Origin of the sequence: Pseudomonas sp. B16120, from assembly GCF_044218845.1 — a bacterium.
Classification (GTDB): Bacteria; Pseudomonadota; Gammaproteobacteria; order Pseudomonadales; family Pseudomonadaceae; genus Aquipseudomonas; species Aquipseudomonas paracarnis.
On record NZ_CP162588.1, the window covers coordinates 5070135 to 5096329 of the forward strand.

At 59.4% G+C, this 26195-nt stretch carries 28 protein-coding genes; 1 reads left to right on the forward strand and 27 read right to left on the reverse strand.

The annotated features are described in order from the left end of the window. Positions 1 to 84 precede the first annotated feature (84 nt). The 21 genes from AB4P90_RS23665 to trmJ form a co-directional block, all read right to left on the reverse strand. Positions 85 to 876 carry an amidohydrolase gene (locus AB4P90_RS23665; protein WP_038451430.1) on the reverse strand — a complete coding sequence of 264 codons (792 nt, stop codon included), beginning with the start codon at positions 874 to 876 and terminating at the stop codon, positions 85 to 87. Further along, complete coding sequence (locus AB4P90_RS23670; protein ID WP_020301376.1) at positions 864 to 2012, reverse strand: pyridoxal phosphate-dependent aminotransferase; 1149 nt, start codon at positions 2010 to 2012, stop codon at positions 864 to 866. Before AB4P90_RS23670 ends, AB4P90_RS23665 begins: the two co-directional genes overlap by 13 nt. Before the next feature lie 134 nt (positions 2013 to 2146). Then, complete coding sequence (der, locus tag AB4P90_RS23675; RefSeq protein ID WP_005791167.1) at positions 2147 to 3616, reverse strand: ribosome biogenesis GTPase Der; 1470 nt, start codon at positions 3614 to 3616, stop codon at positions 2147 to 2149. 139 nt (positions 3617 to 3755) lie between these two features. Beyond that, a complete protein-coding gene (gene bamB / locus AB4P90_RS23680) occupies positions 3756 to 4907 on the reverse strand; it encodes an outer membrane protein assembly factor BamB (RefSeq protein ID WP_014719815.1) in 1152 nt (383 codons plus the stop codon). Beyond that, the gene (locus AB4P90_RS23685; RefSeq protein ID WP_014719816.1) at positions 4900 to 5541 is read right to left on the reverse strand and encodes a YfgM family protein; all 642 of its coding nucleotides are present in this window, start codon (positions 5539 to 5541) and stop codon (positions 4900 to 4902) included. The genes bamB and AB4P90_RS23685 overlap by 8 nt, the downstream gene beginning before the upstream one ends. Positions 5542 to 5582: 41 nt before the next feature. Beyond that, positions 5583 to 6872, reverse strand: coding sequence for a histidine--tRNA ligase (gene hisS / locus AB4P90_RS23690; RefSeq protein ID WP_019817223.1), 1290 nt, complete (start codon positions 6870 to 6872; stop codon positions 5583 to 5585). 23 nt (positions 6873 to 6895) lie between these two features. Next, complete coding sequence (gene ispG / locus AB4P90_RS23695) at positions 6896 to 8005, reverse strand: flavodoxin-dependent (E)-4-hydroxy-3-methylbut-2-enyl-diphosphate synthase (RefSeq protein ID WP_003175952.1); 1110 nt, start codon at positions 8003 to 8005, stop codon at positions 6896 to 6898. A 2-nt stretch (positions 8006 to 8007) separates the two neighbouring features. Beyond that, a complete protein-coding gene (locus AB4P90_RS23700) occupies positions 8008 to 8988 on the reverse strand; it encodes a RodZ domain-containing protein (protein WP_339231661.1) in 981 nt (326 codons plus the stop codon). Beyond that, positions 8988 to 9746: a type IV pilus biogenesis/stability protein PilW gene (gene pilW, locus AB4P90_RS23705; protein ID WP_014719819.1), complete on the reverse strand. Its 759-nt coding sequence runs from the start codon at positions 9744 to 9746 to the stop codon at positions 8988 to 8990. The genes AB4P90_RS23700 and pilW overlap by 1 nt, the downstream gene beginning before the upstream one ends. Positions 9747 to 9756: 10 nt before the next feature. Continuing rightward, entirely contained in the window at positions 9757 to 10905 is a 1149-nt protein-coding gene (gene rlmN / locus AB4P90_RS23710; protein WP_395605410.1) for a 23S rRNA (adenine(2503)-C(2))-methyltransferase RlmN, read from the reverse strand. A gap of 29 nt (positions 10906 to 10934) precedes the next feature. Beyond that, complete coding sequence (ndk, locus tag AB4P90_RS23715) at positions 10935 to 11360, reverse strand: nucleoside-diphosphate kinase (RefSeq protein WP_003175956.1); 426 nt, start codon at positions 11358 to 11360, stop codon at positions 10935 to 10937. Between the two features lie 92 nt (positions 11361 to 11452). After that, positions 11453 to 11653 carry a Fe-S cluster assembly protein IscX gene (gene iscX / locus AB4P90_RS23720; protein ID WP_014719820.1) on the reverse strand — a complete coding sequence of 67 codons (201 nt, stop codon included), beginning with the start codon at positions 11651 to 11653 and terminating at the stop codon, positions 11453 to 11455. Positions 11654 to 11667: 14 nt separating this feature from the next. After that, entirely contained in the window at positions 11668 to 12009 is a 342-nt protein-coding gene (fdx, locus tag AB4P90_RS23725) for an ISC system 2Fe-2S type ferredoxin (RefSeq protein ID WP_005791182.1), read from the reverse strand. 3 nt (positions 12010 to 12012) lie between these two features. Continuing rightward, positions 12013 to 13875 carry a Fe-S protein assembly chaperone HscA gene (gene hscA, locus AB4P90_RS23730; RefSeq protein WP_014719821.1) on the reverse strand — a complete coding sequence of 621 codons (1863 nt, stop codon included), beginning with the start codon at positions 13873 to 13875 and terminating at the stop codon, positions 12013 to 12015. Between the two features lie 51 nt (positions 13876 to 13926). Then, positions 13927 to 14448, reverse strand: coding sequence for a co-chaperone HscB (gene hscB, locus AB4P90_RS23735; RefSeq protein WP_014719822.1), 522 nt, complete (start codon positions 14446 to 14448; stop codon positions 13927 to 13929). Positions 14449 to 14456: 8 nt separating this feature from the next. Further along, positions 14457 to 14780 carry an iron-sulfur cluster assembly protein IscA gene (iscA, locus tag AB4P90_RS23740; protein ID WP_003209680.1) on the reverse strand — a complete coding sequence of 108 codons (324 nt, stop codon included), beginning with the start codon at positions 14778 to 14780 and terminating at the stop codon, positions 14457 to 14459. Between the two features lie 28 nt (positions 14781 to 14808). Further along, entirely contained in the window at positions 14809 to 15195 is a 387-nt protein-coding gene (iscU, locus tag AB4P90_RS23745) for a Fe-S cluster assembly scaffold IscU (RefSeq protein ID WP_003175965.1), read from the reverse strand. Between the two features lie 99 nt (positions 15196 to 15294). Then, a complete protein-coding gene (locus tag AB4P90_RS23750) occupies positions 15295 to 16509 on the reverse strand; it encodes an IscS subfamily cysteine desulfurase (protein ID WP_003194019.1) in 1215 nt (404 codons plus the stop codon). A 50-nt stretch (positions 16510 to 16559) separates the two neighbouring features. Next, entirely contained in the window at positions 16560 to 17051 is a 492-nt protein-coding gene (iscR, locus tag AB4P90_RS23755) for a Fe-S cluster assembly transcriptional regulator IscR (RefSeq protein WP_003194020.1), read from the reverse strand. Between the two features lie 287 nt (positions 17052 to 17338). Then, positions 17339 to 18124: a serine O-acetyltransferase gene (gene cysE / locus AB4P90_RS23760; RefSeq protein WP_395605411.1), complete on the reverse strand. Its 786-nt coding sequence runs from the start codon at positions 18122 to 18124 to the stop codon at positions 17339 to 17341. 2 nt (positions 18125 to 18126) lie between these two features. After that, positions 18127 to 18897, reverse strand: coding sequence for a tRNA (cytosine(32)/uridine(32)-2'-O)-methyltransferase TrmJ (gene trmJ, locus AB4P90_RS23765; protein WP_003194022.1), 771 nt, complete (start codon positions 18895 to 18897; stop codon positions 18127 to 18129). 145 nt (positions 18898 to 19042) lie between these two features. Between trmJ and suhB the strand changes: the two genes are divergently transcribed. Beyond that, positions 19043 to 19858: an inositol-phosphate phosphatase gene (gene suhB, locus AB4P90_RS23770; RefSeq protein WP_005791195.1), complete on the forward strand. Its 816-nt coding sequence runs from the start codon at positions 19043 to 19045 to the stop codon at positions 19856 to 19858. Between the two features lie 205 nt (positions 19859 to 20063). Here the strand turns inward: suhB and AB4P90_RS23775 are convergent, their stop codons facing one another. The 6 genes from AB4P90_RS23775 to queA all read right to left on the reverse strand — a co-directional run bounded on the left by AB4P90_RS23775 (position 20064) and on the right by queA (position 26137). Continuing rightward, positions 20064 to 20606, reverse strand: coding sequence for a glycine zipper 2TM domain-containing protein (locus AB4P90_RS23775; RefSeq protein ID WP_003194023.1), 543 nt, complete (start codon positions 20604 to 20606; stop codon positions 20064 to 20066). Between the two features lie 123 nt (positions 20607 to 20729). After that, on the reverse strand, positions 20730 to 21644 hold the full coding sequence (secF, locus tag AB4P90_RS23780) for a protein translocase subunit SecF (protein ID WP_014719825.1): 915 nt from the start codon (positions 21642 to 21644) through the stop codon (positions 20730 to 20732). 9 nt (positions 21645 to 21653) lie between these two features. Then, positions 21654 to 23522, reverse strand: coding sequence for a protein translocase subunit SecD (gene secD, locus AB4P90_RS23785; protein ID WP_014719826.1), 1869 nt, complete (start codon positions 23520 to 23522; stop codon positions 21654 to 21656). Between the two features lie 62 nt (positions 23523 to 23584). Further along, positions 23585 to 23923 carry a preprotein translocase subunit YajC gene (gene yajC, locus AB4P90_RS23790; RefSeq protein ID WP_003175975.1) on the reverse strand — a complete coding sequence of 113 codons (339 nt, stop codon included), beginning with the start codon at positions 23921 to 23923 and terminating at the stop codon, positions 23585 to 23587. Between the two features lie 43 nt (positions 23924 to 23966). Continuing rightward, entirely contained in the window at positions 23967 to 25082 is a 1116-nt protein-coding gene (tgt, locus tag AB4P90_RS23795; RefSeq protein ID WP_161937012.1) for a tRNA guanosine(34) transglycosylase Tgt, read from the reverse strand. Positions 25083 to 25087: 5 nt separating this feature from the next. Further along, on the reverse strand, positions 25088 to 26137 hold the full coding sequence (gene queA / locus AB4P90_RS23800; protein ID WP_395605412.1) for a tRNA preQ1(34) S-adenosylmethionine ribosyltransferase-isomerase QueA: 1050 nt from the start codon (positions 26135 to 26137) through the stop codon (positions 25088 to 25090). Positions 26138 to 26195 lie beyond the last annotated feature (58 nt).

Below are 26195 nucleotides of genomic sequence, written 5' to 3' on the forward strand. Positions count from 1 at the left end.
ACGCTCTGCGTCCGCCCTTAGAAGCGGTACGCAGAGCGTCCCAAGAGGCGTTCCCACGCAGAGCGTGGGAACAATCTCAGAGCCTCAGACAAACTGAAAGCTATCGGCATCCAGATTCGCCGGGAATCGTGTACGGTAAGCCGCCAGCTCCGTCGCATCCAGGATCACCTGGAACACCCCATCCGCCTCCCCTGCACTCAGCAAAGTCTCACCCTGGAAATCCAACACCTGGCTATCGCCGGTGTAGGCAAACCCCTTGCCGTCGGTGCCCACCCGGTTCACCGCCGCCACGTAACACAGGTTCTCAATGGCCCGTGCCGGCAACAGCCGATTCCAATGCTGACGCCGAGCGCCCGGCCAGTTGGCGGTGTACAGCAGCAGGTCCGTATCCTGGGCGTCGCGGCTCCACACCGGGAAGCGCAGGTCATAACAGATCAGCGGGCGAATGCGCCAACCCTTCAGCTCGAACTGCACCTGGCGTTCACCTGGGGTGTAATGGTCATGTTCACCGGCCATGCGGAACAGGTGGCGCTTGTCGTAATGCAAGACCTCACCATCCGGCCGCGCCCACAGCAGACGGTTGCGGTGGCTGCCATCGGCGGCCTGGATGATCACGCTGCCGGTAATCACGGCCTGATACTTTGCCGCCTGGGCCTGGAGCCAATGATGGGTGGGGCCGCTTTCCGGCTCGGCGAGGGCTTCTGATTCCATGGAAAAACCGGTGGTGAACATCTCTGGCAACACAATCAAGTCGGCGCCTTTGGCCTGCTCCAGCAGCAACTCGAAGTGTTCGAAGTTGGCTTGGCGGTCATGCCAGGCCAGGCTCGTCTGCACCAGGGCAATGTTCAGATTGGGCAGTGCACTCAGATCGCGCATAGTTTTTCCGCCGCTTGTCGCAACGTCTCCTCGCGTTTGGCAAAGCACAGGCGCACCAGGCGCTGGCCTTGGGGTGGGTGCTGGTAGAACACCGAAACCGGAATGGTCGCCACGCCATGTTCGCGGGTCATCCACAGGGACATGGCGACGTCATCCAGGTCTGGGCGAATCTGCGAGTAATCCACCAGTTGGAAGTAAGTGCCGGTCACCCGGGTAAAGCTCAAGCGCGATGGCGCCAGCAGGTCGCAGAACAGGTCACGCTTGGCCTGGTAAAAAGCCGGCAGTTCGTCGACATGCTCCGGATGTTCGGCCATGAAGTCTGCCAAAGCGTACTGCAAAGGGGTCACGCCGCAAAAGTTGACATATTGATGCACCTTGCGCAGTTCAGCTGTCAGGGCCGGCGGCGCGACCACGTAACCGGTTTTCCAGCCGGTCACGTGATAGGTCTTGCCGAAGGAGCTGACTACAAAGGCGCGCTGATACAGTTCCTGATGGGCCAATATGCTGACGTGGGGCACACCGTCGAATACCAGGTGTTCGTAGACCTCATCGCTGACCAGATAAATATCACGGTCGCGGATCAGTTCGGCCAACTGGTCCAGCTCGGCGCGGCTGATCAGCGCGCCGGTGGGGTTATGTGGCGAGTTGATGATGATCATGCGCGTGCGCGGTGAGAGCGCGGCCCTGATCTTGTCAAAGTCGAGGGCGAAGCCTTGCAGGCTCAATTGCACATGCACGCAGCGACCACCGGCCAGCTCGACCGACGGCTCGTAGCTGTCGTAGCTGGGGTCGAACACGATGACTTCATCGCCGTTGCGGATGACCGCCTGGATCGCGCAAAAGATCGCCTCGGTGGCGCCTGGGGTGATGGTCACTTCGCTGTCGACATCCACTGTGACGCCATAACTGCGGGCGATCTTGGCCGCCACTTGCTGACGCAACACGGGCAGGCCGGTCATCGGTGCGTATTGGTTATGGCCGAGGGCGATATGCTTGCCCACGGCATCGAGTAAACCTTGCGGGCCATTGAAATCCGGGAAGCCCTGGGACAGGTTGAGTGCGCCGGTTTCAGCGGCGAGTTGCGACATGGTGGTGAAAATGGTCGTGCCGACATTCGGCAGCTTGCTGGTGATCATCGGAAGCCCCTGCAGGTGAGCCACAAGTTTTAAGCTGCCCACTGCATCGGGTCAAGGCACAAACGGTCGCGCATAAAAAAGGGCTCCAAAGGAGCCCTCTCTTGCAGCGTGTCGCTTACAACGCAAAGCTGCCGTTATTTCTTGTCGCGGCGCTTCTTGTCGGCTTTCTTGTGGTGAGTCATCAAACGACGCTTCTTGTTCACCTGACGGTCAGTCAGTGTGTTCTTGTTGCCTTCGTATGGGTTCTCGCCACCCTTGAACTCGATACGGATCGGCGTACCGACCAGTTTCAAGACTCGACGGTAAGTGTTTTCCAGGTAACGCACGTAGGACTTGGGCACCTTCTCGATCTGGTTACCGTGGATCACGATAATCGGCGGGTTGGCACCACCCAAGTGGGCGTAACGCAGTTTGATCCGGCGGTTGTTGACCATCGGCGGCGCGTGCTCGCCCACCGCGTCTTCCAGGATCTGGGTCAGGCGGTTGGTCGGCCAGCGGGTAACCGCGGACTTGAACGAGTTCTGTACGGACGCGTAGAGGTTGCCCACGCCGGTGCCGTGCAGTGCCGAGATAAAGTGGATATCGGCGAACTCGACGAAGAACAACCGACGCTGCAGCTCGATTTTGACGAAATCGCGCTCGCTCGGCGTCATGCCGTCCCACTTGTTGATCGCGATTACCAGGGCGCGACCGGCTTCCAGGGCAAAGCCCAGCAAGTTGAGGTCGTGGTCCACCACGCCTTCGCGGGCGTCCATTACGAAGATCACCACGTTGGCGTCTTTGATCGCTTGCAGGGTTTTGACCACGGAGAACTTTTCAACTTCTTCGTGGATCTTGCCGCGCTTGCGCACACCGGCGGTGTCGATCAGCGTGTACTTCTCGTCGTTACGCTCAAACGGGATGTAAATACTGTCGCGCGTGGTGCCGGGTTGGTCATAGACGATAACGCGGTCTTCACCGAGCATACGGTTGACCAGGGTCGACTTGCCGACGTTCGGGCGGCCGATGATAGCGATCTTGATACCGTCTTTTTCGCTCGGGCCAGGAATGCGCTTGGCTTCCTCACCTTCAGCGACGATCTCTTCCTCGCCCTCTTCTTCCTCGACGTCATCCTTGGGGAAGTCGCGCAGGGCGATTTCCAGCATCTGGGTGATGCCGCGACCGTGGGCACCGGCGACCGGGATCGCATCGCCCAGGCCCATCGGGCTGAATTCGGCACGGGCTGCCTCAGGATCGATGTTGTCGATCTTGTTGGCGACCAGATAGGAGCGCTTGTTGCGCTTGCGCAGGTGCTCGCCAATCATCTGGTCGGCAGCGGTATAGCCCGCGCGGGCGTCCACCAGGAACAACACGACATCGGCTTCTTCAATGGCCAGCAGTGACTGCTCGGCCATTTTTTCGTCCATGCCATGCTCGTCACCGGAGATACCACCGGTGTCGACAATAATGTAGGAGCGCCCTTGCCACTTTGCCTCACCGTATTGGCGATCACGGGTCAGACCGGACAAGTCGCCGACAATGGCGTCGCGAGTCCTGGTCAGGCGGTTGAACAGGGTGGACTTGCCGACGTTAGGTCGGCCCACCAGGGCGATTACGGGAACCATGCGGCTCTCCACTTCGTTATTTCAGAAAATACAAAAGCCGCTGCAGGGCAGCGGCTGGTGCTCGGGGCAGCATCGTCAGATGCCGCATGCCCCGCCGAAGCAGGGCCGCCTGGGGGTTACCCCAAGCATAGTCAAACCTTTACTTGATGGTCAGGGCTTCCAGCTTGCCGCCGTTGCCATACACATAAAGCATGTTACCCACCACCAGCGGACGCGCACGCAGGCCGTCGCTGTCGATACGCTGGCGACCGACAAAACGACCGTCCACCTGGCTCAGCAGGTGCAGGTAGCCTTCGAAGTCACCCACCGCGACGTAGCTGGAGAAGACTTCCGGTGCCGACAGTTGACGGCGAGCCAGGGAGTCATTGCTCCACAGTGCAGTGGTGGAACGTTCATCCACACTTTCAACGGTGCCGGATGCCAGGCTCACATAGACGCTGCCAAACCCTTGGGCGACACCCGCATAGCTGGAGGCATCACGCTGCCAGTTGATGCGACCGCTTTGCAGGTCCAGCGCGGCAACACGACCCTGGTAGGTGGCGACGTAGAGGGTTTCACCCGACAGCAGCAAGCCGCCGTCGATGTCGACCACGCGATCCAGTTCGGAACGACCTTGCGGGATGGCCACACGGGTTTCCCAGGCCGGCACGCCGTTCTGGGTATTCAGGGCAACCACTTTACCGGTCGACAGGCCAGCAACGGCCAGGTTGTTGGTCACAATCGGACCACTGGTACCGCGCAGGGTCAATACCGCTGGGGTGCTGTCGTACAACCAGCGTTGGTCGCCGGTGGAGGCATCCAGGCCGATCACGCGGTCATCCTGGGTTTGCACCACGACGATATCGCCGTTGGTCGCCGGTGCCGAGAGCACTTCACTGGTCACGCGAGCGCGCCATTTCTCTTCACCGGTGCTGGAGTCCAGCGCGACCACGTCACCCTTGAGGGTACCGATCAGCACCATGCCGTAGCCGACGCCCACACCGCCGGAAACCGGCAGTTCGAGGTCTTTCTTCCACTTGACGTCGCCGCTCATGCGATCCATGGCAACCACGACACCAGTGGAATCAGTAGCCACGATGTTGTCGCCGTCAATCGCCGGCTGCAACAGGTTGTAGAGGTCGCCCTGCCCATCACCAATGGATTGGCTCCATTGTTTTTGCAGGACCACTTCTTCCTTGAAGCTGGTCAGCTCGGCAGGAGGCAGTTCTTTTTTGCTGTTGCTGCTGCAACCCGCGGCCAAAACGGCCAGAGCCAGCAATGCTGCATGTTTCCAACGGATCACGTCACGCATCCCCTTTGGCCAAGTCGTCGAGCTTGATTTGTAAGCCACCGACCGCCGCTTCATCAGACAGCGCCGCCTTGGCTTTTTGGTACGCAGCATGGGCTTCGTCGGTACGACCCAATTGGACCAACAGGTCGCCCTTGAGCTCTTCGCGAGTGGCCACGAATGCCTTGTCAGCATCGCCGTCGAGCAGTTTGAGTGCTTCGTCAGCCTTGTTCTGTGCCGCCAATACCTGTGCCAGGCGCTGACGTGCGATTTCACCCAGGGTCGGGTTGGTCGGCTTGTCGGCAATGGCCTTCAGCTCGGTGACGGCGTCATCCAGCTTGCCGGTATCGACCGCGACTTTCGCGACGAACAGGCTGCCGTACTGGGCGTAAGTGCTACCGCCGAATTCGTTCTTCAGCTTGCCGGCCAGATCCGCCACCTGCGCAGGGTCAGGCTTGCCGTCCGGGGTCAGGGTAGTTTCCAGCAGTTGCTGATAAACGATCGAGGCACCTTGGGACTGGTTGGCCTGATACTTGGTCCAGGCTTGCCAGCCGAACACCACCACTAGCGCCAGCAGGCCGCCTGTGACCAGGGGCTTGCCGTTACGCTGCCACCAGTCCTTGAACTCGGCCAGTTGCTCATCATCAGTACTCGACACCCCAATACTCCTTAATCGCTAAATTCGGCTGTTCGACAGCTTCAACCCTGCACGATGCAGGTGGCCAAGTGCGCAGCGAGCGCATCAAAGGCAATGTTCTGTTGTTCACCCTGGCCACGCAGGGGTTTGAAACCTATCACTTGCTGGGCCAGCTCGTCATCGCCGAGGATCAGTGCGTAAAGCGCACCGCTCTTGTCGGCCTTCTTGAACTGGCTCTTGAAGCTACCAGCGCCGGCATTGATCTGCAGGCGCAGGTTGGGCAGTTGGTCACGTACTTTTTCGCTCAAAGCCAGGGCCGCCAGTTCGGCAGCCTCGCCGAAAGCGCACAGGTACACGTCCACCTGACGGGAAATCTCTTCCGGAACCTGCTCCAAGGTTTCCAGCAGCAGGATCAGCCGCTCGATGCCCATGGCAAAGCCTACGCCGGGGGTCGGCTTGCCGCCCATTTGCTCGACCAGGCCGTCGTAGCGACCACCGGCACACACGGTGCCCTGGGCGCCGAGCTTGTCGGTGACCCACTCGAACACGGTCTTGCTGTAGTAGTCGAGGCCACGCACCAGCTTGGGGTTGATCACGTAGGGAATACCGGCTGCATCCAGACGAGCCTTGAGGCCCTCGAAATGCACGCGGGACTCGTCGTCCAGGTAATCAGCCATTTTCGGCGCATCGACCAGCACGGCCTGGGTGTCGGCGTTCTTGGTATCCAGCACGCGCAACGGGTTGGTCTTCAGACGGCGTTGGCTGTCTTCGTCCAGTTTGTCCAGGTGGGCCGACAGGTACTCGACCAGGGCTTCGCGATAGCGACCCCGGGACTCGCTGGTGCCCAGGCTGTTGAGTTCAAGCTTGACCGCATCGCGGATGCCCAGTTGGCCCCATAGGCGCCAGGTCAGCACGATCAGCTCGGCGTCGATGTCCGGGCCGTCCAGGTTGAAAACTTCGCAACCGATCTGGTGGAACTGGCGGTAACGGCCTTTCTGCGGGCGCTCGTGGCGGAACATCGGGCCGATGTACCAGAGCTTCTGGGTCTGGCCACCACCGGTGATGCCATGTTCCAGTACGGCACGCACGCACGCGGCCGTGCCTTCCGGACGCAGGGTCAGGGAGTCGCCGTTGCGGTCTTCGAAGGTGTACATCTCTTTTTCGACGATGTCGGTCACTTCACCGATGGAGCGTTTGAACAGCTCGGTGAACTCGACGATCGGCATACGGATCTGCTTGTAACCGTAGTTATCCAGCAGGCGCGCGACAGTGCTCTCGAAGTAGCGCCACAGTGGCGTCTGCTCCGGCAGGATGTCGTTCATGCCACGAATGGCTTGCAGAGACTTGCTCACATCAGATCCTTAAATTCGTTCAATCAGCCGCGAGCGATCAGCGCTGCGTCAGCGGCGACCTTCTCGGCCGCTTTCTCGCGGATCAGCTTTTCCAGCTCGTCCACCAGATTGTCATTCGTTAGCTTCTGCGACGGCTTGCCGTCGATGTAAATCAGGTTCGGTGTGCCACCCGTCAGGCCCACGTGGGCCTCTTTGGCCTCACCCGGCCCGTTGACCACACAACCGATCACTGCGACATCCAGCGGCACCAGCAGGTCTTCCAGGCGCAACTCCAGGTCGTTCATGGTTTTCACCACGTCGAAGTTCTGCCGCGAGCAGCTCGGGCAGGCAATGAAGTTGATACCACGGGAACGCAAACGCAGGGATTTTAGAATGTCGTAACCGACCTTCACTTCCTCAACGGGGTCTGCCGCCAGGGAGATGCGGATAGTATCGCCAATCCCTTCGGCGAGCAGCATACCGAGACCCACCGCAGATTTCACTGTGCCTGAGCGCAAACCGCCAGCTTCGGTGATACCCAAGTGCAGCGGCTGCACGATTTCCTTGGCCAGCAGGCGATAGGCTTCTACCGCCATAAACACGTCGGAAGCTTTTACGCTGACCTTGAAGTCCTGGAAATTCAGACGTTCAAGGTGTTCAACGTGGCGCAGGGCCGACTCGACCAGCGCCGCCGGAGTGGGCTCGCCGTATTTCTTTTGCAGGTCTTTTTCCAGGGAGCCGGCGTTGACGCCGATGCGGATCGGAATACCGCGATCACGGGCAGCGTCCACCACGGCACGCACGCGGTCTTCACGCCCGATGTTGCCGGGGTTGATACGCAGACAGTCCACACCCAGTTCGGCCACGCGCAACGCGATCTTGTAGTCGAAGTGAATGTCGGCAACCAGCGGTACCTTGACCAACTGCTTGATACGACCAAAGGCCTCGGCTGCGTCCATGTCTGGTACGGAAACTCGCACGATGTCCACACCGGCCGCTTCCAGACGGTTGATCTGGGCCACGGTGGCCGCTACATCGTTGGTGTCGCTGTTGGTCATGCTCTGCACTGCGATAGGGGCATCGCCACCCACCGGCACCGAGCCGACCCAGATCTTGCGCGATACGCGACGTTTGATTGGAGATTCGCCGTGCATGACTATTGTCCCAACTTGAGGCGAGCAGTCTCGCCACTGGTGAACGGCGCCACGTCTACAGGCTGGCCGTTGTAGGCCACTTGCGCGCCACGGGCGAAGCCCAGACGCAGCGTCAAAGGAGGCTTGCCGCCCTGGTCAAGCGTATCGCCCTTACGCTTCAAACCGCTGAACAGCACTTTGCCGTTGCCATCGGTAACTTGCGTCCAGCAGTCAGCGATGAAGGTAATTTGTACGCGCCCGTCACCGGCGATCAACGCCGGAGTGGTGGGAGGCGACATCGCCGGCGCTGCGGGTGCGGCTGGCGCAGGGGTCGCAGGTGCAGGAGCCGCCGGAGCCTGTGCCACGGGTGCTGCGGGAGCGGTCGGAACAGCCGGAGCCGGTACCGCAGCAGGGTCCACGCCAGCATCTGGCGTGGGCTGTTCGGCAGTGGCCGGTGCTTGCGGCGCGGCTTGCCCTTCTACCACGGCCTGGTCTTCCGGCTCGTCCAGCGGATGAATCTGGGTGGTGCCATCGGCGCTTTCGACTTCGACATGTTCCATGGCGTTGCTGGTCAGGTCTTTGCTGCGCAGGGAGGCTTGGTCTTGCCACCAGACGAAACCGCCGCCGACCACGGCAACCAGCAACAACAGGCTGACAATCCGCAAAATCGTGTGGGAAACCCGCGTTGGCTCTTCGATGCGCCCAAGGCCATGGACATTACTGCCCTGTGCATCGGTACCGGTGAACTGGTCGAATTCCTGCACCAGTACGGCCTGGTCGATACCCAACAATTTGGCGTAGGCGCGGATATAGCCGCGGGCAAAGGTATGCCCAGGCAGCTTATCGAACGCGCCGGCTTCCAGGTTGGCCAGGGAGGTGCTGGTCAAATTGAGCTTGAGGGCCACTTCCGCCAGCGACCAACCATTGCTTTCGCGGGCCTGGCGCAAGGTTTCGCCTGGGTTGACGCGATTAGCTGCTACATCTTCCGGGTGCGCGGCTTTCATCATTGCTCCGACAGGTATTGCTGATATTCCGGCGTACCGGGATAGAGTCGTTCGAGTTGCTGGCCAAAACGTGCGGCCGTGTCGTGTTCTTCATGAACCGTCGCCAGGCGCACACCGAGCAATAGACTACGTGCATTTTGCCCGCTGAGCAGGCTAAAACGCTCGTAATAGTCACGTGCCGGCACATAATGCCTGTCTTCGTAAGACAACTCAGCCATTTCGAGCAATGCCCGTGGCTGGCGACTGTTCAGGTGCAGGGCTTTTTCCAGTTGCTGGCGGGCGCTGTCGCGCTGGCCGAGGCGCATCGAGGTCACACCAAGGTTCTCGAACACCCGCGAACGCTGCGGGTAGAGAGTATCGGTGGCGGCTTGCTGGAAATAACGTGACGCCAGGTCATACCGTTTCTGCTCGAACAGGAAACTGCCGTAGTTATTCAGCAGCCGCGGATCGGCAGGGCGGGAGGCCAGGGCCTTGTGAAAATAGCGGTCGGCCAGCTCGGGCTCGGCCTGAGCCTGAAACACCAGGGCCAGCGCGGCGTTGGCATCGGCATCATCAGCGTCCAGCTCAAGGGCCTTTTTCAACGGCACCTTGGCCTGCTCGCTCATGCCTTGGCGCAGGTACCCCAAACCCAGTTGCACATAGGCAACCCGCGCCTCATCACGGCCTTTATCAGTGCGCAACGGGCTGTCATGGCCCGATGAAACGCAACCGGCCACGAGGCCGGTAAACAGTAAAAGCAGCGCAAGGCGCAAGGGCATAGAGATCCTCTCAGATTCGATTCACAGCGATTTGCGGCAAATCTTCAGCGGCGTTAAGTTCGCGCACGGCGATATAACGTTCACTGCGGCGGGTGCGGTCCATCACCTGCCCTACCAATTGGCCACAGGCGGCATCGATGTCTTCACCACGAGTGGTTCGCACAGTGACGTTATAGCCGGCCTGGTGCAGTTGATCCTGGAAACGACGGATGGCGTTGTTGCTCGGCCGCTCGTAACCAGAATGAGGAAACGGGTTGAACGGGATCAAGTTGATCTTGCACGGGGTGTTCTTGAGCAATTCGATCATCTCGACCGCGTGCTCCAGCTTGTCGTTGACGTCCTTGAGCATGGTGTACTCAATGGTCAGCACACGCTTCTCACCCAGGGTCGCCATATAACGCTGGCACGATTCGAGCAGCATCTTAAGCGGATACTTCTTGTTGATCGGCACCAATTGGTTACGCAATGCGTCATTAGGCGCGTGCAACGACAACGCGAGGGAGACGTCGATGTGCTTGGCCAGCTCATCGATCATCGGTACCACGCCGGAGGTCGACAGGGTCACACGGCGCTTGGAGATGCCGTAGCCCAGGTCGTCCATCATCAAATGCATGGCCGCAATCACGTTGTCGAAATTCAGCAGCGGCTCACCCATGCCCATCATCACCACGTTGGTGATGGCACGGTCGACGGTCGCCGGGACGCTGCCAAAGGATTTGTTGGCAATCCACACCTGGCCGATGACTTCGGCGGCGGTGAGGTTGCTATTGAAGCCTTGCTTGCCGGTGGAGCAGAAACTGCAGTCCAGGGCACAGCCTGCCTGGGACGAAACGCACAAAGTGCCGCGCTTGCCCTGGGGAATGTACACGGTCTCGACACAGCTACCGGACGCCACGCGCACCACCCATTTACGGGTACCGTCGCTGGAAATGTCCTCGCTGACCACTTCGGGACCACGCACCTCGGCAATGGCCTTGAGCTTGTCGCGCAGGGCCTTGCTGACGTTCGTCATGGCGTCGAAATCGTCGACGCCAAAGTGGTGAATCCACTTCATTACCTGACCGGCACGGAAACGCTTCTCCCCGATTGAGTCGAAGAATTTCTCCATTTCCGGCTGAGTCAGACCCAGCAGGTTGGTTTTAACAGTCGATGTAGTCATGGATTCACCCTCACTCTTTAAGCCGATGCTTAGCGAGCGGTTACTTCAGTAGCAGCGAAAAAGTACGAGATTTCGCGAGCAGCAGCAGCTTCGGAGTCCGAGCCGTGAACAGCGTTGGCGTCGATGGATTCAGCGAAGTCAGCACGGATGGTGCCAGCAGCAGCTTCTTTAGGGTTGGTAGCGCCCATCAGCTCACGGTTCAGAGCGATAGCGTTTTCGCCTTCCAGAACCTGAACAACAACAGGACCGGAGATCATGAAGGCAACCAGGTCGCCGAAGAAGCCACGAGCGCTGTGCTCAGCGTAGAAGCCTTCAGCTTCAGCCTTGGACAGTTGCTTGAGTTTCGAAGCTACAACCTTCAGGCCGGCTTTTTCGAAACGAGTGGTGATCTCGCCGATGACGTTTTTTGCAACAGCGTCAGGCTTGATGATGGAGAAAGTACGTTGAACAGCCATGGTGTAACTCCAGAAACGGTAATTTACGAAAAATTAAACCCGCGAATTATACGCGGGTTATTGGGTATTGCCTAACTGCGTAAAAAGGCGGCTCAGTCTGCTTCTTCGATCCACAGGCCTTGAATCGCCTCAAGGACCTTTTCGCCACCCCGGTCAGGGATGTCGTCAAAATCCGGCAGTGCCATTACGAGGTCGCGCAGCTTGACGAAGTTCACGGTAAGAGGATTGACCTCAGGATGAGCTTGCGCAAGTTGTATAGCGATTTCTTGTACATCAACCCATTTCAGGCTCATGACATTTCCTTGAATCAATGCGGCGCTTCGGCTGCATGGTTGAGCGAATATTTCGGGATTTCGACGGTGAGGTCTTCAGTTCCCACTTTCGCCTGACAACTCAGGCGCGACGTCGGCTCCAGGCCCCACGCCCGATCAAGATAGTCTTCTTCCAGGTCGTCAGCCTCATTGAGGCTGTCGAAACCTTTACGAATGATGCAGTGACACGTGGTGCAGGCATTCACGCCGCCACAAGCACTTTCGATCTCGATGTGGTTGTCATGGGCGACGTCGAGCAGGGACTTGCCGGTCTCAGCCTCCACGACCATGCCGTCAGGGCAATGTTCGGCGTGCGGTAGAAAAGTGACCTGCGGCATCAGTTATTCCTCAATTTCATTCAGGTTGCGGCCCGCCAGCGCGGCTTTAACCGTCTGATCCATACGGCGGGCAGCAAAGGCATCAGTGACTTGCGACAGGCGCTTGGTCTGTTGCTCGATGGCGTAACCATCGTTGCCTTTCATCAGTTCGGCCAGTTCCTGCATTTGCAGGTCAATGACCATGCGCTCTTCGGCATCCAGCAAGCGCTCGCCGTCGGCTTCAAGGGCGCCCTGCACCGCTTCGAGCAGGCGCTGGGCATCCACTTGTTGCTCGCGCAATACGCGGGCGACCTTGTCGTCACCGGCATACTGGAATGAATCCTTGAGCATCTTGGCGATTTCGCCATCGGTGAGGCCGTAGGACGGCTTGACCTGGATGCTGGCTTCAACGCCAGACGCCAGTTCGCGCGCAGCGACACTGAGCAGGCCATCGGCATCGACCTGGAAGGTCACGCGAATTTTCGCCGCGCCCGCGACCATCGCCGGAATGCCACGCAATTCAAAGCGCGCCAGGGAACGGCAGTCGCTGATCAGCTCGCGCTCACCTTGCAGCACATGAATCATCATGGCTGTCTGACCGTCTTTGTAGGTGGTGAAGTCCTGGGCGCGCGCGACGGGGATGGTGGTGTTACGCGGAATCACCTTCTCCATCAGGCCGCCCATGGTTTCCAGGCCTAGCGACAGCGGAATCACGTCGAGCAACAGCAATTCGCCGCCATCACGCTTGTTACCAGCCAGGGTATCGGCCTGGATGGCAGCGCCGATGGCGACGACTTGATCCGGGTCGATTTCGGTCAGTGGTTGGCGCCCAAAGGCTTCGGCTACCGCTTCACGCACGCGCGGAACGCGGGTGGAACCGCCCACCATGACCACTGCGCCAACGTCCTCCAACTCGATACCGGAATCACGCACAGCACGACGGCAGGCCTTGAGGCTGCGGGCGACCATCGGCTCGATCAGCGCATCAAAGGCTTCGCGAGTCAGTGGGGCCGACCAATTACCGTAGCAAACGTCAACAGAAGCAGCGTCAGTCAGCGCCTCTTTGGCCGCGCAGGCAGTTTGCAGCAGGTTGCGCTGCGCGCCTGGGTCCAGATCAGCCGACAAGCCGGCACTGCTGATGATCCAGCCAGCAATGGCGTGATCAAAATCATCGCCACCCAGGGCACTGTCGCCGCCGGTCGCGAGCACTTCGAACACACCGCCGGTCAGGCGCAGGATCGAAATATCGAAGGTACCGCCGCCCAGGTCATAAATAGCGACCAGGCCTTCAGCGTGCTGATCGAGGCCGTAGGCCACAGCTGCCGCAGTCGGCTCGTTGAGCAAACGCAGCACGTTCAGGCCGGCAAGTTTCGCCGCGTCCTTGGTGGCTTGACGCTGGGCGTCATCGAAATACGCCGGAACGGTGATAACCGCCCCTACCAGCTCACCACCCAAGGTATTTTCCGCACGCTGGCGCAGCACCTTGAGAATATCGGCCGACACTTCGACCGGGCTCTTGGGCCCCTGGACGGTGTCGATGAACGGCATATGGGACTCGCCGCCGACAAAGCGGTACGGCAGTTGGTCACCCAATTGCTTGACGTCGGACAACCCACGACCCATCAAGCGCTTGACCGACAACACCGTGTTCAAGGGGTCTGCGGACGCGGCGAGCTTGGCCGACTCGCCCACTTCAGTGCGATCTGCGTGATAACGCACAGCGGACGGCAGGATCACCTGCCCATCGGCGTCAGGCAGTGGCTCGGACAGGCCGCTGCGCAAGGCAGCAACCAGAGAATTGGTGGTGCCCAGGTCAATCCCGACCGCCAGGCGACGCTGGTGCGGTTGAGGGCTTTGGCCGGGTTCGGCGATTTGCAGTAGAGCCATGGTAATCAGGTCTTATCTGTCTATCAGGCGTGCATCACGGGCAGCACTGGGTTAATCGTCGAGGCGCTCTTCTAGCTGGCGCACTTCGTAGGTGAGCTTGTCGAGAAACTGCATGCGCCGCATCAGGCGCTCGGCCTGTTCGCGTTGCGCCGCATCATCCCAACAGGCTGCGAAGCTTTCGTTGAGCTCATCCTGGGCGGTTTTCAGACGACGCTTGAAGACCGCGACACCCGCCACATCGGCTTCGTCCTGCAGTTCTTCGAGTTCTTCACGCCATTGCATCTGCTGCATCAGGAAGTCCGGATCATGCACGGTGACCTCCATCGGCAACTCACCGCCCTTCATCGCCAGCAAATAGCGCGCGCGTTTGGGGGGGCTTTTGAGCGTCTGATAGGCTTCGTTGAGGCTGGCCGATTGCTCAAGGGCCAAGCGCTGCTCACGCTCGGAAGCGTCAGCGAAGCGGTCCGGATGCACCCCACGCGCCAATTCACGGTAGCGCGTGGCGAGCTGCTCAAGGTCCAGCCGAAAGCTCGGCTGCAGCTCGAATAAAGCGAAATGACAAGGAGTACCCACGAGTAGCCTCAGATGTTGAAGCTTTCGCCGCAGCCACATTCACCGCGCACGTTAGGGTTGTTGAACTTGAAACCTTCGTTCAACCCTTCCTTGACGAAATCGAGTTCGGTGCCGTCCAGGTAGGTCAGGCTCTTGGGGTCGATGATCACTTTCTCGCCGTGACTTTCGAACACTTGATCCTCTTCAACCACCTCGTCGACAAACTCCAGCACGTAGGCAAGGCCGGAACAGCCCGTGGTGCGTACACCCAGACGAATCCCCTCACCTTTACCGCGCCCATTCAGGGAGCGGCGAATGTGCTGCGCAGCCGCTTCTGTCATGCTGATAGCCATCGTTGACTCCTTACTCGTCGCCAAATGCTTAGATCAAGCCTTTCTTCTGCTTGTAGTCGCGAACAGCTGCCTTGATGGCATCTTCAGCGAGTACGGAGCAGTGGATTTTCACTGGCGGCAACGCCAGTTCTTCGGCCAGCTGGGTGTTGCTGATGGTGACAGCCTCATCCAGGGTCTTGCCTTTCATCCATTCGGTCGCCAGGGAGCTGGAGGCGATGGCCGAACCGCAGCCGTAAGTCTTGAATTTGGCGTCTTCGATAACACCGGCATCATTGACCTTGATCTGCAGGCGCATTACATCGCCGCACGCCGGGGCGCCGACCATGCCGGTGCCGACATCTGGATCTTCCGCGTTCATCTTGCCGACGTTGCGCGGGTTTTCGTAGTGGTCGATGACCTTTTCGCTGTAAGCCATGGTACTGAATCCTCACTCATCAGGGCCGCTCTGGAACCCTGTAGAAACGCCTGCGTTTTCCGCCACGTTCCTACAGAGCTTGGGTGGCGGCTTCTATAGTTAGTGTGCCGCCCACTCGATCTTGGAAATATCGACACCGTCTTTGTACATGTCCCACAGTGGCGACAGAACGCGCAGCTTGTTGACGGCTTCGCAGACCTTCTGCGCGGCGTAGTCGACTTGCTCTTCGGTGGTGAAGCGGCCGAACGTAAAGCGGATAGAGCTGTGGGCCAGTTCGTCGTTGCGGCCCAGGGCGCGCAGTACGTACGAAGGCTCAAGGGACGCCGAGGTGCAGGCCGAACCGGACGATACCGCCAGGTCCTTGAGCGCCATGATCAGCGACTCGCCTTCGACGTAGTTGAAGCTCAAATTCAGGTTGTGCGGTACACGAGCGGTCATGCTGCCGTTGATGTACAGCTCTTCAAGGTTTTCGACCTGCTTGTAGAAGCGATCGCTCAGGGCCTTGATGCGCACGTTTTCGGCAGCCATGTCTTCCTTGGCCACACGGAAAGCTTCGCCCATGCCGACGATCTGGTGGGTCGCCAGGGTGCCCGAACGCATGCCGCGCTCGTGACCGCCGCCATGCATGGTGGCCTCGATACGTACGCGCGGCTTGCGGCTTACGTAGAGAGCACCGATGCCTTTAGGGCCGTAAGTCTTGTGGGCCGAGAACGACATCAGGTCGACTTTCAGCTTGGACAGGTCGATATCGACCTTGCCAGTGGACTGAGCAGCGTCGACGTGGAGCAACACGCCCTTGGAGCGAGTCAGCTCGCCGATGGCGGCGATGTCGTTGATAGTGCCGATTTCGTTGTTCACGTGGATCACCGAAACCAGGATGGTGTCTTCACGCATCGCGGCTTCGATCATGGCCGGGGTGACGATACCGTCGGTGGTTGGCTCAAGGTAGGTAACCTCGAAACCTTCACGCTCCAGTTGGCGCATGGTGTCCAGGACAGCCTTGTGCTCAATCTTGGTGGTGATCAGGTGCTTGCCTTTGGTCGCGTAGAAATGCGCCGCGCCCTTGATAGCCAGGTTGTCGGACTCGGTGGCACCAGAGGTCCAGACGATTTCGCGTGGGTCGGCATTGACCAGGTCAGCGACTTGGCGACGAGCGTTCTCGACCGCTTCCTCGGCTTTCCAGCCGAATACGTGGGAACGGGAGGCCGGGTTGCCGAAGTTTCCGTCGACCAGCAGGCATTCGCTCATTTTTTGCGCGACACGCGGATCAACCGGGGTGGTCGCTGAGTAATCAAGGTAAATCGGCAATTTCATGGACTTTCTCCTAAATCAGGCTGGCTGGCGTGCCGTTAGCTCTTCGGCTGTCACTCGACGGCGGACGCTTCAATCTTGTCCAGACGCGGCGCCTTGGTGTTGCAACGGCGCTGGTCCTGACGCTGGGCTACTTCTTGCACCTCACGGCGAGTCACAAGATCAGCCAAGCTGATACCACTCAAAAACTCATGGATCTGCAGGCTCAAGTCACACCACAAGTGGTGCGTCAGGCAGGTGTCACCGGCATGGCAGTCACCCAAACCCTGGCATTTGGTGGCATCGACGGATTCGTTGACCGCGTCGATCACCTGGGCCACCTGAATGCCCTGCATGTCGCGGGACAACTGATAGCCACCACCCGGACCGCGAACGCTGGAAACCAGATTGCTACGGCGCAATTTGGCGAACAACTGCTCGAGATAGGACAGGGAAATGCCTTGGCGCTCGGAGATATCGGCCAGGGACACCGGCCCAGTTTGCGCGTGCAAGGCCAAGTCGAGCATGGCGGTCACCGCGTATCGGCCTTTTGTAGTCAGTCTCATGGACAAGTACCAAGGTGTTTCAGAATGGGAGCAAGTATGCGATTCCCGAGTATTTAAGTCAACTATAAGACCTAGTACTTTAGTCAGGAATACCCGTAAAAAGGGCGCGCGAATCATAGCAGGATGGGGTGGGATCGAACAGCGCAACCAGGCCTGCTGCAAGACCACCGAGCCAATGGAGATCAAATGTGGGAGCTGGCTTGCCTGCGATTGCGGCGGGCCAGCAACCTATAAGCAAGCTGATAGACAGCTATCGCAGGCAAGCCAGCTCCCACAAGAGACCGCATTCAGCCTGCCTTGGTGGTAGCGGCCTCGTCCTTGATCTCAGCAAAGTCCTCTTCGCGCAGTTCAGGCAGGTCTTTGGCACAGTACGGGCTGCCCAACTCCTTCAGCGCCCCGCATATACCCTCCAGCTTGCCGTCCACCGCCTGCAAATGATCAAGCAATTGACCAATCGCACGAGCCACCGGGTCGGGCATATCTTCACTGACGCCATAGGCATCGAAACCAATCTTCTCGGCCATCGCCTTGCGCTTGGCCTCTTGCTCATCACCGTCTTGCGGCTTGACGATGATGCGGCCTGGAATACCCACAACCGTGGCACCCGGCGGCACAGCCTTGGTCACTACCGCGTTGGAGCCAACCTTGGCGCCGGCACCCACGGTAAACGGCCCGAGCACCTTGGCGCCCGCCCCTACTACCACGCCATCGCCCAGCGTTGGGTGGCGCTTACCCTTATTCCAGGTGGTGCCGCCCAGGGTCACGCCTTGATAGAGGGTGACGTCATCGCCGATCTCGGCTGTCTCGCCAATCACGATGCCCATGCCGTGATCGATAAAGAACCGACGGCCCACCTTGGCACCCGGGTGGATCTCGATACCGGTCAACCAGCGCCCGAAGTTCGATACCAGCCGCGCCAGCCATTTCCAGCCCATGCCCCACAGGGCGCCGGACAGGCGGTGGATCCAGATCGCGTGCATGCCCGGGTAGCAGGTCAGCACTTCAAAGGCATTGCGCGCCGCCGGGTCACGGTGGAAAACACTCTGGATATCTTCTCGCAAACGCTCGAACATTTTTAATCCTTCCGCTTAAGAAGCTCACCACGGGCCGCTTTCTGGGTTTCCGTGAGGATGCCACGCAATATGTTCATTTCAGCCCGGCTCACCGAGCTGCGGCCGTACAAACGACGCAGGCGCGCCATCAAGTGCCGTGGCTTTTCAGGGTCGAGGAATTCGATGGCGACCAGGGTTTGCTCCAGGTGCTCATAGAACCGTTCCAGCTCGTCCATGGTGGCCAACTCGCCACTTTTGGTTGAGGCAACCTCTTCCTTTTCCACTTTGCTCGGCTGGCCGGCAGCAGCCAGCCAGGCCATGCGCACTTCATAAGTCAGCACCTGCACCGCCGCCCCGAGGTTCAGCGAACTGAACTCAGGGTCTGAGGGGATATGCACGTGGTAATGACATCGCTGCAGCTCTTCGTTGGTCAGGCCGGAGTCTTCACGGCCGAATACCAAGGCGATTTCAGCACCGCCAGCAGCCTCTTCCACCACTTTGGTGCCGCATTCACGCGGATCCAGCAGCGGCCAAGGGATACGCCGATCACGGGCGCTGGTGCCGAGCACCAGATTGCAGCCGACCAGGGCTTCCTCCAAGGTGGCGACCACCTGGGCATTTTCAAGCAAGTCATTGGCGCCGGACGCACGGGCATCAGCCTCGTGGTGCGGGAATATCCGCGGTTCGACCAGCACCAGGCGCGTCAGCCCCATGTTTTTCATGGCTCGCGCCACCCCGCCGATGTTGCCGGGATGACTGGTATTGACCAAGACGACACGAATGTTTTGCAGCAAGGGAGGCGCTCGCGGACACAGGAAAGGGGAGCAAATCTTACAGAACCGCCTAAGGTTATGCCATGAAAGCGAACGTCGTCCTTCACCTGAAGAAAGTTTCTGCTAGAATGCTCGGCTTTCTTTAACAACCTTAGGTGACCTATCCATGCAGCCCATGCTGAATATCGCGCTGCGCGCCGCCCGCAGCGCCAGTGAATTGATTTTCCGCTCCATCGAGCGCCTGGATACCATCAAGGTCGACGAAAAAGACGCCAAGGATTATGTATCCGAGGTGGATCGCGCCGCCGAACAGAAAATCATCGACGCCCTGCGCAAGGCCTACCCTACCCACGGCATCCTCGGTGAAGAAACCGGCCTGCACAAAGGCAGTGGCGAAGGCGAAGACTACCTGTGGATCATCGACCCACTGGATGGCACCACCAACTTCCTGCGCGGCATCCCGCACTTTGCCGTGAGCATCGCCTGCAAATACCGTGGCCGCCTGGAACACGCCGTTGTGCTGGACCCGGTTCGCCAGGAAGAATTCACCGCCAGCCGTGGTCGTGGCGCCCAACTGAACGGTCGTCGCCTGCGTGTCAGCGGCCGCACCAGCCTGGAAGGCGCTCTGCTGGGTACCGGCTTCCCATTCCGTGACGACCAGATGGACAATCTGGAAAACTACCTGGGCATGTTCCGCGCCCTGGTTGGCCAGACCGCCGGCATCCGCCGTGCCGGTGCAGCCAGCCTGGACCTGGCGTATGTAGCCGCCGGTCGCTTTGATGCGTTCTGGGAGTCGGGCCTGTCCGAATGGGACATGGCAGCAGGCGCCCTGCTGATTCAGGAAGCGGGCGGCCTGGTGAGCGACTTCACCGGCGGTCATGACTTCCTGGAGAAAGGCCACGTCGTGGCTGGCAACACCAAATGCTTCAAGGCAGTACTGACGGCGATCCAGCCGCACCTGCCGGCTTCGCTGAAGCGCTAAGCGAGCGAGCACAAAAAAAGCACCCCTCGGGGTGCTTTTTTTATGCCTGGGATTTAGCAAAAAACCAATTCCAACTGACTCAATACAATCCAATGTGGGAGCTGGCTTGCCTGCGATAACAGCCTGCCAGCCAACTCACGGGTTACTGACCCACCGCCATCGCAGGCAAGCCAGCTCCCACACTTGAACCTTGCAAGGCTTGGGATTACTGCTGGTTCTGACCTAGGATCAAACGACCTTCCTTATCCACCGGAATCTGGCTGCCAGGGTCACGCTCCATACGCACGGTACCTTCCTTGCCATCCAGGTTGTAACGCACGTCATAACCGACCACCTTGTCACTGATGTCGTTAACGGTGTTACAGCGAGTTTGTGTGGTGGTGTAGGTATCGCGGTTCTGCATGCCTTCCTGAACCTTGTTACCGGCATAACCGCCACCGACCGCACCGGCCACGGTGGCCAGCTTCTTACCGTTACCGCCACCAATCTGGTTGCCCAGCAGGCCACCCGCAAGGGCGCCCACCACGGTACCGGCGATTTGATGTTGGTCCTGCACCGGACGCTGCCGGGTCACGGTGACGTCCTTGCAGACCTCACGCGGGGTTTTGATCTGGGTTTTCACCGGCTGTACCGCCAGTACTTGCGCATACTCAGGGCCGCTTTTTACCAGGCTGTAGGTGGCAACAGCGCCTCCGGCAGTCACACCGACAGCACCCAATACCGCACCAACCAGCAACGACTTGTTCACATGAACCTCCTGACCATCACAAGCGGACCGAAAGATCCGCGCTATACCCAGCCTTGGAGCAAAAAAAAAGGCGCGAGTTCAATACTCGCGCCTTTCTTGTAACAGCGGATCAACAAACGCCCATCAAGGACGGTCGTCGACCTCCTTGTCGGTAGCGGCAGGAGGGATCAAGTCTTCGCTGTTGAGGTTCAGCCAGATCAGCACCACGTTGGCGATGTAGATCGACGAGTAGGTACCCGCCAGAACGCCGATAAACAGCGCCAGGGAGAAGCCCCACAGGTTATCGCCACCGAAGATCATCAGCGCAGCAATCGCCAGCAAGGTGGAGATCGACGTCGCCATGGTCCGCAGCAGGGTCTGCGTGGTGGAGATGTTGATGTTCTCGATCAACGTCGCCTTGCGCAGCACCCGGAAGTTCTCACGAACCCGGTCGAAGACCACGATGGTGTCGTTGAGCGAATAACCAATGATCGCCAGCACAGCTGCCAATACGGTCAGATCGAAGGTGATCTGGAAGTAGGCCAGGATACCCACGGTCACGATCACGTCGTGGATCAGCGACACAATGGCGCCGACACCGAACTTCCACTGAAAGCGGAATGCCAGGTAGATCATGATGCCGACCAGCGCCATCAGCATGCCGAGGCCGCCCTGATCGCGCAGTTCTTCACCCACTTGCGGGCCGACGAACTCGACGCGCTTGACCGACGCCGGGTTATCGCCGCCCACCTTCTGCAAGGCCTCGGCTACCTGGTGACCCAGTTGAGGGTCTTCACCAGGCATGCGTACCAGCAGGTCGGTGGTGGCACCAAAGCTCTGCACCACGGCTTCGTGATAGCCGGCCTTGACCAGCTCGCTGCGCACCAGGGTAACGTCGGCCGGCTTCTCATAGGTCAGCTCGATGAGCGTACCGCCGGTGAAGTCCAGGCCGTAGTTCAGGCCCTTATGGAACCAGCTGAACAACGCCAGAACGGTAAGGAGCACGGTGACGCCGAACGCAATATTGCGAACGCCCATGAAGTTGATTGTACGTAACATGGCAGCCCCTTAAATCCACAACTTCTTGAAGTCACGCCCGCCAAAGATCAGGTTGACCATTGCGCGGGTCACCATGATGGCCGTGAACATCGAGGTAAAGATCCCGAGGGACATGGTCACCGCAAAACCTTTCACCGGGCCTGTGCCCATGGCGAAGAGAATCCCGCCGACCAACAGTGTGGTCAGGTTGGAGTCGAGGATCGCGGTAAATGCCCGGCCGAAGCCTTCGTTGATTGCACGCTGCACGGTCATACCGGCGGCGATCTCTTCACGAATCCGCGAGAAGATCAGCACGTTGGCGTCCACCGCCATACCCATGGTGAGTACGATACCGGCGATACCTGGCAGGGTCAGTGTGGCGCCCAGCAACGACATCAACGCCAGCAGCATCACCATGTTGCCCGCCAGGGCGACAGTGGCGATCACACCAAAGAAGCGGTAGATGGCGATGATGAACAGCGACACGAACAACATACCCCACAGCGCCGCATCGACACCTTTGGTGATGTTGTCGGCACCCAGGCTCGGGCCGATGGTACGCTCTTCAGCGAAGTACATCGGTGCAGCCAGGCCACCGGCACGCAGCAGCAACGCCAGCTCGGAAGACTCGCCCTGGCCGTTCAGGCCAGTGATACGGAACTGAGCACCCAGCGGCGACTGGATGGTCGCCAGGCTGATGATCTTCTTCTCTTCCTTGAAGGTCTGCACCGGCACGTCTTTCTCGACGCCATTGACCATTTGCTTGGTGTAGGTGGTCACCGGGCGCTGCTCGATGAAGATCACCGCCATGCTGCGACCAACGTTGCTGCGCGTGGCGCGGCTCATCAGTTCGCCACCATGACCATCCAGACGGATGTTCACTTCAGGCGTGCCGTGCTCGCCGAAACCGGCCTTGGCGTCGGTCACCTGGTCACCGGTGATGATCAAGCCACGCTCGATCAGCGCAGGAGGACGGTTGCCTTCACGGAATTCGAATTCTTCGGAAGTTGCACGCGTAGCGCCTGGGTCTGCCGCGAGACGGAACTCCAGGTTGGCGGTCTTGCCGAGGATACGCTTGGCTTCAGCAGTGTCCTGTACGCCTGGCAGCTCAACCACGATGCGGTTGGCACCCTGGCGCTGCACGATCGGCTCTGCCACACCCAGCTCGTTGACGCGGTTACGGACCGTGGTCAGGTTCTGCTTGATGGAGTATTCGCGGATTTCAGCGATCTTGGCCGGGCTCATCGCCAGACGCAGTACCGCTTGGCCGTTCAGGTCGGCAGGCACGATGTCGAAGTCATTGAAGTTCTTGCGGATCAGCGCACGGGCCTGTTCGCGGGATGCTTCGTCAGCAAAGCCCAGCTGGATGGCGCCATTGAGCTGCGGCAGGCTGCGGTAGCGCAGCTTCTCTTTGCGCAGCAGGCTCTTCACGTCGCCTTCGTAGACCTTCAGACGTGCGTCCAGGGCCTTGTCCATGTCGACTTCCAGCAGGAAGTGCACACCACCGGACAAGTCCAGACCCAGCTTCATCGGGTGCGCGCCAATGCTGCGCAGCCATTGTGGCGTGGTCTGGGCCAGGTTGAGCGCGACAACGTAGTCGTCACCCATGGCCTTGCGTACGACATCCTTGGCCGGCAATTGGTCTTCTTGCTTGGTCAGGCGCAACAAGCCGCCTTTGGAACCAGCCGCCAAGGTTGCCGCTTTAACCTGGATACCCGCGTCGGTGAGCGCTTTGCTCGCACGGTCCAGGTCAGCCTGATTGACCTGCAGCGAAGTGCTGGCGCCAGAGATCTGGATCGCCGGGTCATCAGGATAGAGATTGGGAGCGGAATAAATAAAACCGATCGCCAGCACCGCCAGGATCAGTACGTATTTCCACAGAGGGTATTTGTTCAGCATCACGCCGCCCGCTTATAACGCGGGGCGCCTTGCGCGCCCCGTCGATTGGTAAAGGTTGTTACTCAGATCGCTTTGAGCGTGCCTTTAGGCAGCGTGGCGGCGATGGCGCCCTTCTGGAACTTCATTTCCACGGTGTCGGAGACTTCCAGTACCACGAAAGCATCGGAGACCTTGGTGATCTTGCCGGCGATACCGCCAGTGGTCACGACTTCGTCGCCTTTTTGCAGGCTGCCCAGCAGGTTTTTCTGCTCTTTGGCGCGCTTGGCCTGTGGACGCCAGATCATCAGGTAGAAGATGACCAGGAAGCCGACCAGGAAAATCCACTCGAAACCACCGCCCATAGGGCCGGCAGCAGCAGGCGCAGCGGCGTCAGCCATGGCGTTAGAGATAAAAAAGCTCATTTAGCACTCCAGTTGCAAATAGTGAATCTTAGGGTCGGAAAACTCAGTCCAAGGGCGGCACAGGGAGGCCACGCTTGGCATAGAAGGCATCGACGAAGGCGGCCAATGTACCCTGTTGAATAGCCTCGCGCAAACCAGCCATCAGGACTTGGTAGTGACGCAAATTGTGGATGGTATTCAACATGCTACCCAGCATTTCCCCGCACTTGTCCAGATGGTGCAGATAAGCACGGGAGAAGTTCTGGCAGGTGTAGCAGTCACAGGTAGGATCCAGCGGCGAATCATCATGGCGATGGAACGCGTTACGGATCTTCAGCACGCCTGTATCGATGAACAGATGCCCATTGCGGGCATTACGGGTTGGCATCACGCAATCGAACATGTCCACACCGCGGCGCACACCCTCTACGAGATCTTCCGGTTTGCCAACGCCCATAAGGTAACGAGGTTTGTCTGCGGGCATCAGGCCCGGCAGGTAATCCAGCACCTTGATCATTTCATGCTTGGGCTCGCCCACCGACAAACCGCCGATGGCCAGGCCGTCGAAGCCGATCTTGTCGAGGCCTTCCAGCGAGCGTTTGCGCAGGTTTTCATGCATGCCGCCCTGGACAATACCGAACAACGCCGCGGTGTTATCGCCATGGGCATTCTTCGAACGCTGGGCCCAACGCAGCGACAACTCCATGGAGATACGCGCCACGTCTTCATCTGCCGGGTACGGCGTGCACTCGTCGAAAATCATCACGATGTCCGAACCCAGATCGCGCTGTACCTGCATCGACTCTTCCGGGCCCATGAACACCTTGGCGCCGTCGACCGGCGAGGCAAAGGTCACGCCCTCTTCCTTGATCTTGCGCATGGCGCCCAAGCTGAACACCTGGAAACCACCGGAGTCGGTAAGGATCGGCCCTTGCCACTTCATGAAGTCATGCAGGTCGCCGTGCTTCTTGATCACTTCCGTGCCCGGGCGCAGCCACAGGTGGAAGGTATTGCCGAGGATAATCTCGGCACCGGTGGCGACGATGTCGCGGGGCAACATGCCTTTGACGGTGCCGTAGGTGCCGACCGGCATGAAGGCCGGGGTCTCCACAGTGCCACGCGGGAAGGTCAGGCGACCACGACGGGCTTTGCCGTCCGTAGCGAGCAATTCAAACGACATACGACTCATAAGTTGTCCTCAGGGCCGCGCGGCGCCGGGTTACGGGTGATAAACATCGCATCACCGTAGCTGAAAAAACGGTACTCGTTAGCGATGGCGGCCTGGTAGGCAGCCATGGTTTCCGGGTAACCGGCAAATGCCGACACCAGCATCAACAGCGTGGATTCGGGCAAATGGAAGTTGGTGACCAGGCAATCGACCACATGAAAGGGTCGCCCTGGAAAAATGAAAATATCGGTGTCGCCACTGAACGGCTTGAGCACGCCATCACGCGCTGCACTCTCCAGCGAACGCACACTGGTGGTGCCCACGGCAACCACTCGACCGCCACGCGCCTTGCACGCCGCCACCGCATTCACCACGTCCTGGCTGACTTCCAGCCATTCGCTGTGCATATGGTGGTCTTCGATGTTATCCACACGCACCGGCTGAAACGTACCGGCCCCCACGTGCAGGGTTACATAGGCGGTGTCGACGCCCTTGGCGGCAATCGCATCCAGCAGTGGCTGGTCGAAATGCAGCCCGGCAGTCGGTGCGGCGACGGCGCCGAGGCGCTGTGAGTACACGGTCTGATAGCGCTCGCGGTCCGCGTCTTCGTCGGGGCGGTCTATATAAGGAGGCAACGGCATATGGCCGACGCGCTCCAACAGCGGCAACACTTCTTCGGCAAACTTGAGTTCGAACAAGGCATCGTGGCGCGCCACCATCTCGGCTTCGCCACCGCCCTCGATCAAGATGCTCGACCCCGGTTTGGGCGACTTGCTGGAGCGCACATGGGCCAGCACGCGATGGCTGTCCAGCACCCGTTCCACCAGAATTTCCAGCTTGCCGCCGGAAGCCTTCTGGCCAAACAGCCGCGCCGGAATCACCCGGGTATTGTTGAAAACCATCAGATCGCCTGGGCGCAAATACTCAAGCAAATCAGTGAATTGACGGTGTGCGAGGGCACCGCTGGGCCCGTCCAGGGTCAGCAGTCGACTGGCGCGACGCTCGGCCAAAGGGTGGCGAGCGATCAGCGAATCAGGGAGCTCAAAAGTAAAGTCAGCAACGCGCATGATGGGGTTCGTCTAGCAGGGCCGGGAAGTCTAGCGGAAATAGTGAAAATAGACCATG

What these genes read in the sequence shown, in the direction of transcription:
- iscR (WP_003194020.1), bottom strand. Translation starts at nt 17,051, where the DNA reads ATGAGACTGACTACAAAAGGCCGATACGCGGTGACCGCCATGCTCGAC.
- iscA (WP_003209680.1), bottom strand. Translation starts at nt 14,780, where the DNA reads ATGGCTATCAGCATGACAGAAGCGGCTGCGCAGCACATTCGCCGCTCC.
- iscU (WP_003175965.1), bottom strand. Translation starts at nt 15,195, where the DNA reads ATGGCTTACAGCGAAAAGGTCATCGACCACTACGAAAACCCGCGCAAC.
- cysE (WP_395605411.1), bottom strand. Translation starts at nt 18,124, where the DNA reads ATGTTCGAGCGTTTGCGAGAAGATATCCAGAGTGTTTTCCACCGTGAC.
- AB4P90_RS23670 (WP_020301376.1), bottom strand. Translation starts at nt 2,012, where the DNA reads ATGATCACCAGCAAGCTGCCGAATGTCGGCACGACCATTTTCACCACC.
- hscA (WP_014719821.1), bottom strand. Translation starts at nt 13,875, where the DNA reads ATGGCTCTACTGCAAATCGCCGAACCCGGCCAAAGCCCTCAACCGCAC.
- secF (WP_014719825.1), bottom strand. Translation starts at nt 21,644, where the DNA reads ATGTTACGTACAATCAACTTCATGGGCGTTCGCAATATTGCGTTCGGC.
- AB4P90_RS23665 (WP_038451430.1), bottom strand. Translation starts at nt 876, where the DNA reads ATGCGCGATCTGAGTGCACTGCCCAATCTGAACATTGCCCTGGTGCAG.
- fdx (WP_005791182.1), bottom strand. Translation starts at nt 12,009, where the DNA reads ATGCCGCAGGTCACTTTTCTACCGCACGCCGAACATTGCCCTGACGGC.
- rlmN (WP_395605410.1), bottom strand. Translation starts at nt 10,905, where the DNA reads ATGACTACATCGACTGTTAAAACCAACCTGCTGGGTCTGACTCAGCCG.
- AB4P90_RS23700 (WP_339231661.1), bottom strand. Translation starts at nt 8,988, where the DNA reads ATGAAAGCCGCGCACCCGGAAGATGTAGCAGCTAATCGCGTCAACCCA.
- queA (WP_395605412.1), bottom strand. Translation starts at nt 26,137, where the DNA reads ATGCGCGTTGCTGACTTTACTTTTGAGCTCCCTGATTCGCTGATCGCT.
- pilW (WP_014719819.1), bottom strand. Translation starts at nt 9,746, where the DNA reads ATGCCCTTGCGCCTTGCGCTGCTTTTACTGTTTACCGGCCTCGTGGCC.
- yajC (WP_003175975.1), bottom strand. Translation starts at nt 23,923, where the DNA reads ATGAGCTTTTTTATCTCTAACGCCATGGCTGACGCCGCTGCGCCTGCT.
- tgt (WP_161937012.1), bottom strand. Translation starts at nt 25,082, where the DNA reads ATGTCGTTTGAATTGCTCGCTACGGACGGCAAAGCCCGTCGTGGTCGC.
- suhB (WP_005791195.1), top strand. Translation starts at nt 19,043, where the DNA reads ATGCAGCCCATGCTGAATATCGCGCTGCGCGCCGCCCGCAGCGCCAGT.
- AB4P90_RS23750 (WP_003194019.1), bottom strand. Translation starts at nt 16,509, where the DNA reads ATGAAATTGCCGATTTACCTTGATTACTCAGCGACCACCCCGGTTGAT.
- ndk (WP_003175956.1), bottom strand. Translation starts at nt 11,360, where the DNA reads ATGGCTGTTCAACGTACTTTCTCCATCATCAAGCCTGACGCTGTTGCA.
- bamB (WP_014719815.1), bottom strand. Translation starts at nt 4,907, where the DNA reads ATGCGTGACGTGATCCGTTGGAAACATGCAGCATTGCTGGCTCTGGCC.
- der (WP_005791167.1), bottom strand. Translation starts at nt 3,616, where the DNA reads ATGGTTCCCGTAATCGCCCTGGTGGGCCGACCTAACGTCGGCAAGTCC.
- secD (WP_014719826.1), bottom strand. Translation starts at nt 23,522, where the DNA reads ATGCTGAACAAATACCCTCTGTGGAAATACGTACTGATCCTGGCGGTG.
- iscX (WP_014719820.1), bottom strand. Translation starts at nt 11,653, where the DNA reads ATGAGCCTGAAATGGGTTGATGTACAAGAAATCGCTATACAACTTGCG.
- ispG (WP_003175952.1), bottom strand. Translation starts at nt 8,005, where the DNA reads ATGCACGGCGAATCTCCAATCAAACGTCGCGTATCGCGCAAGATCTGG.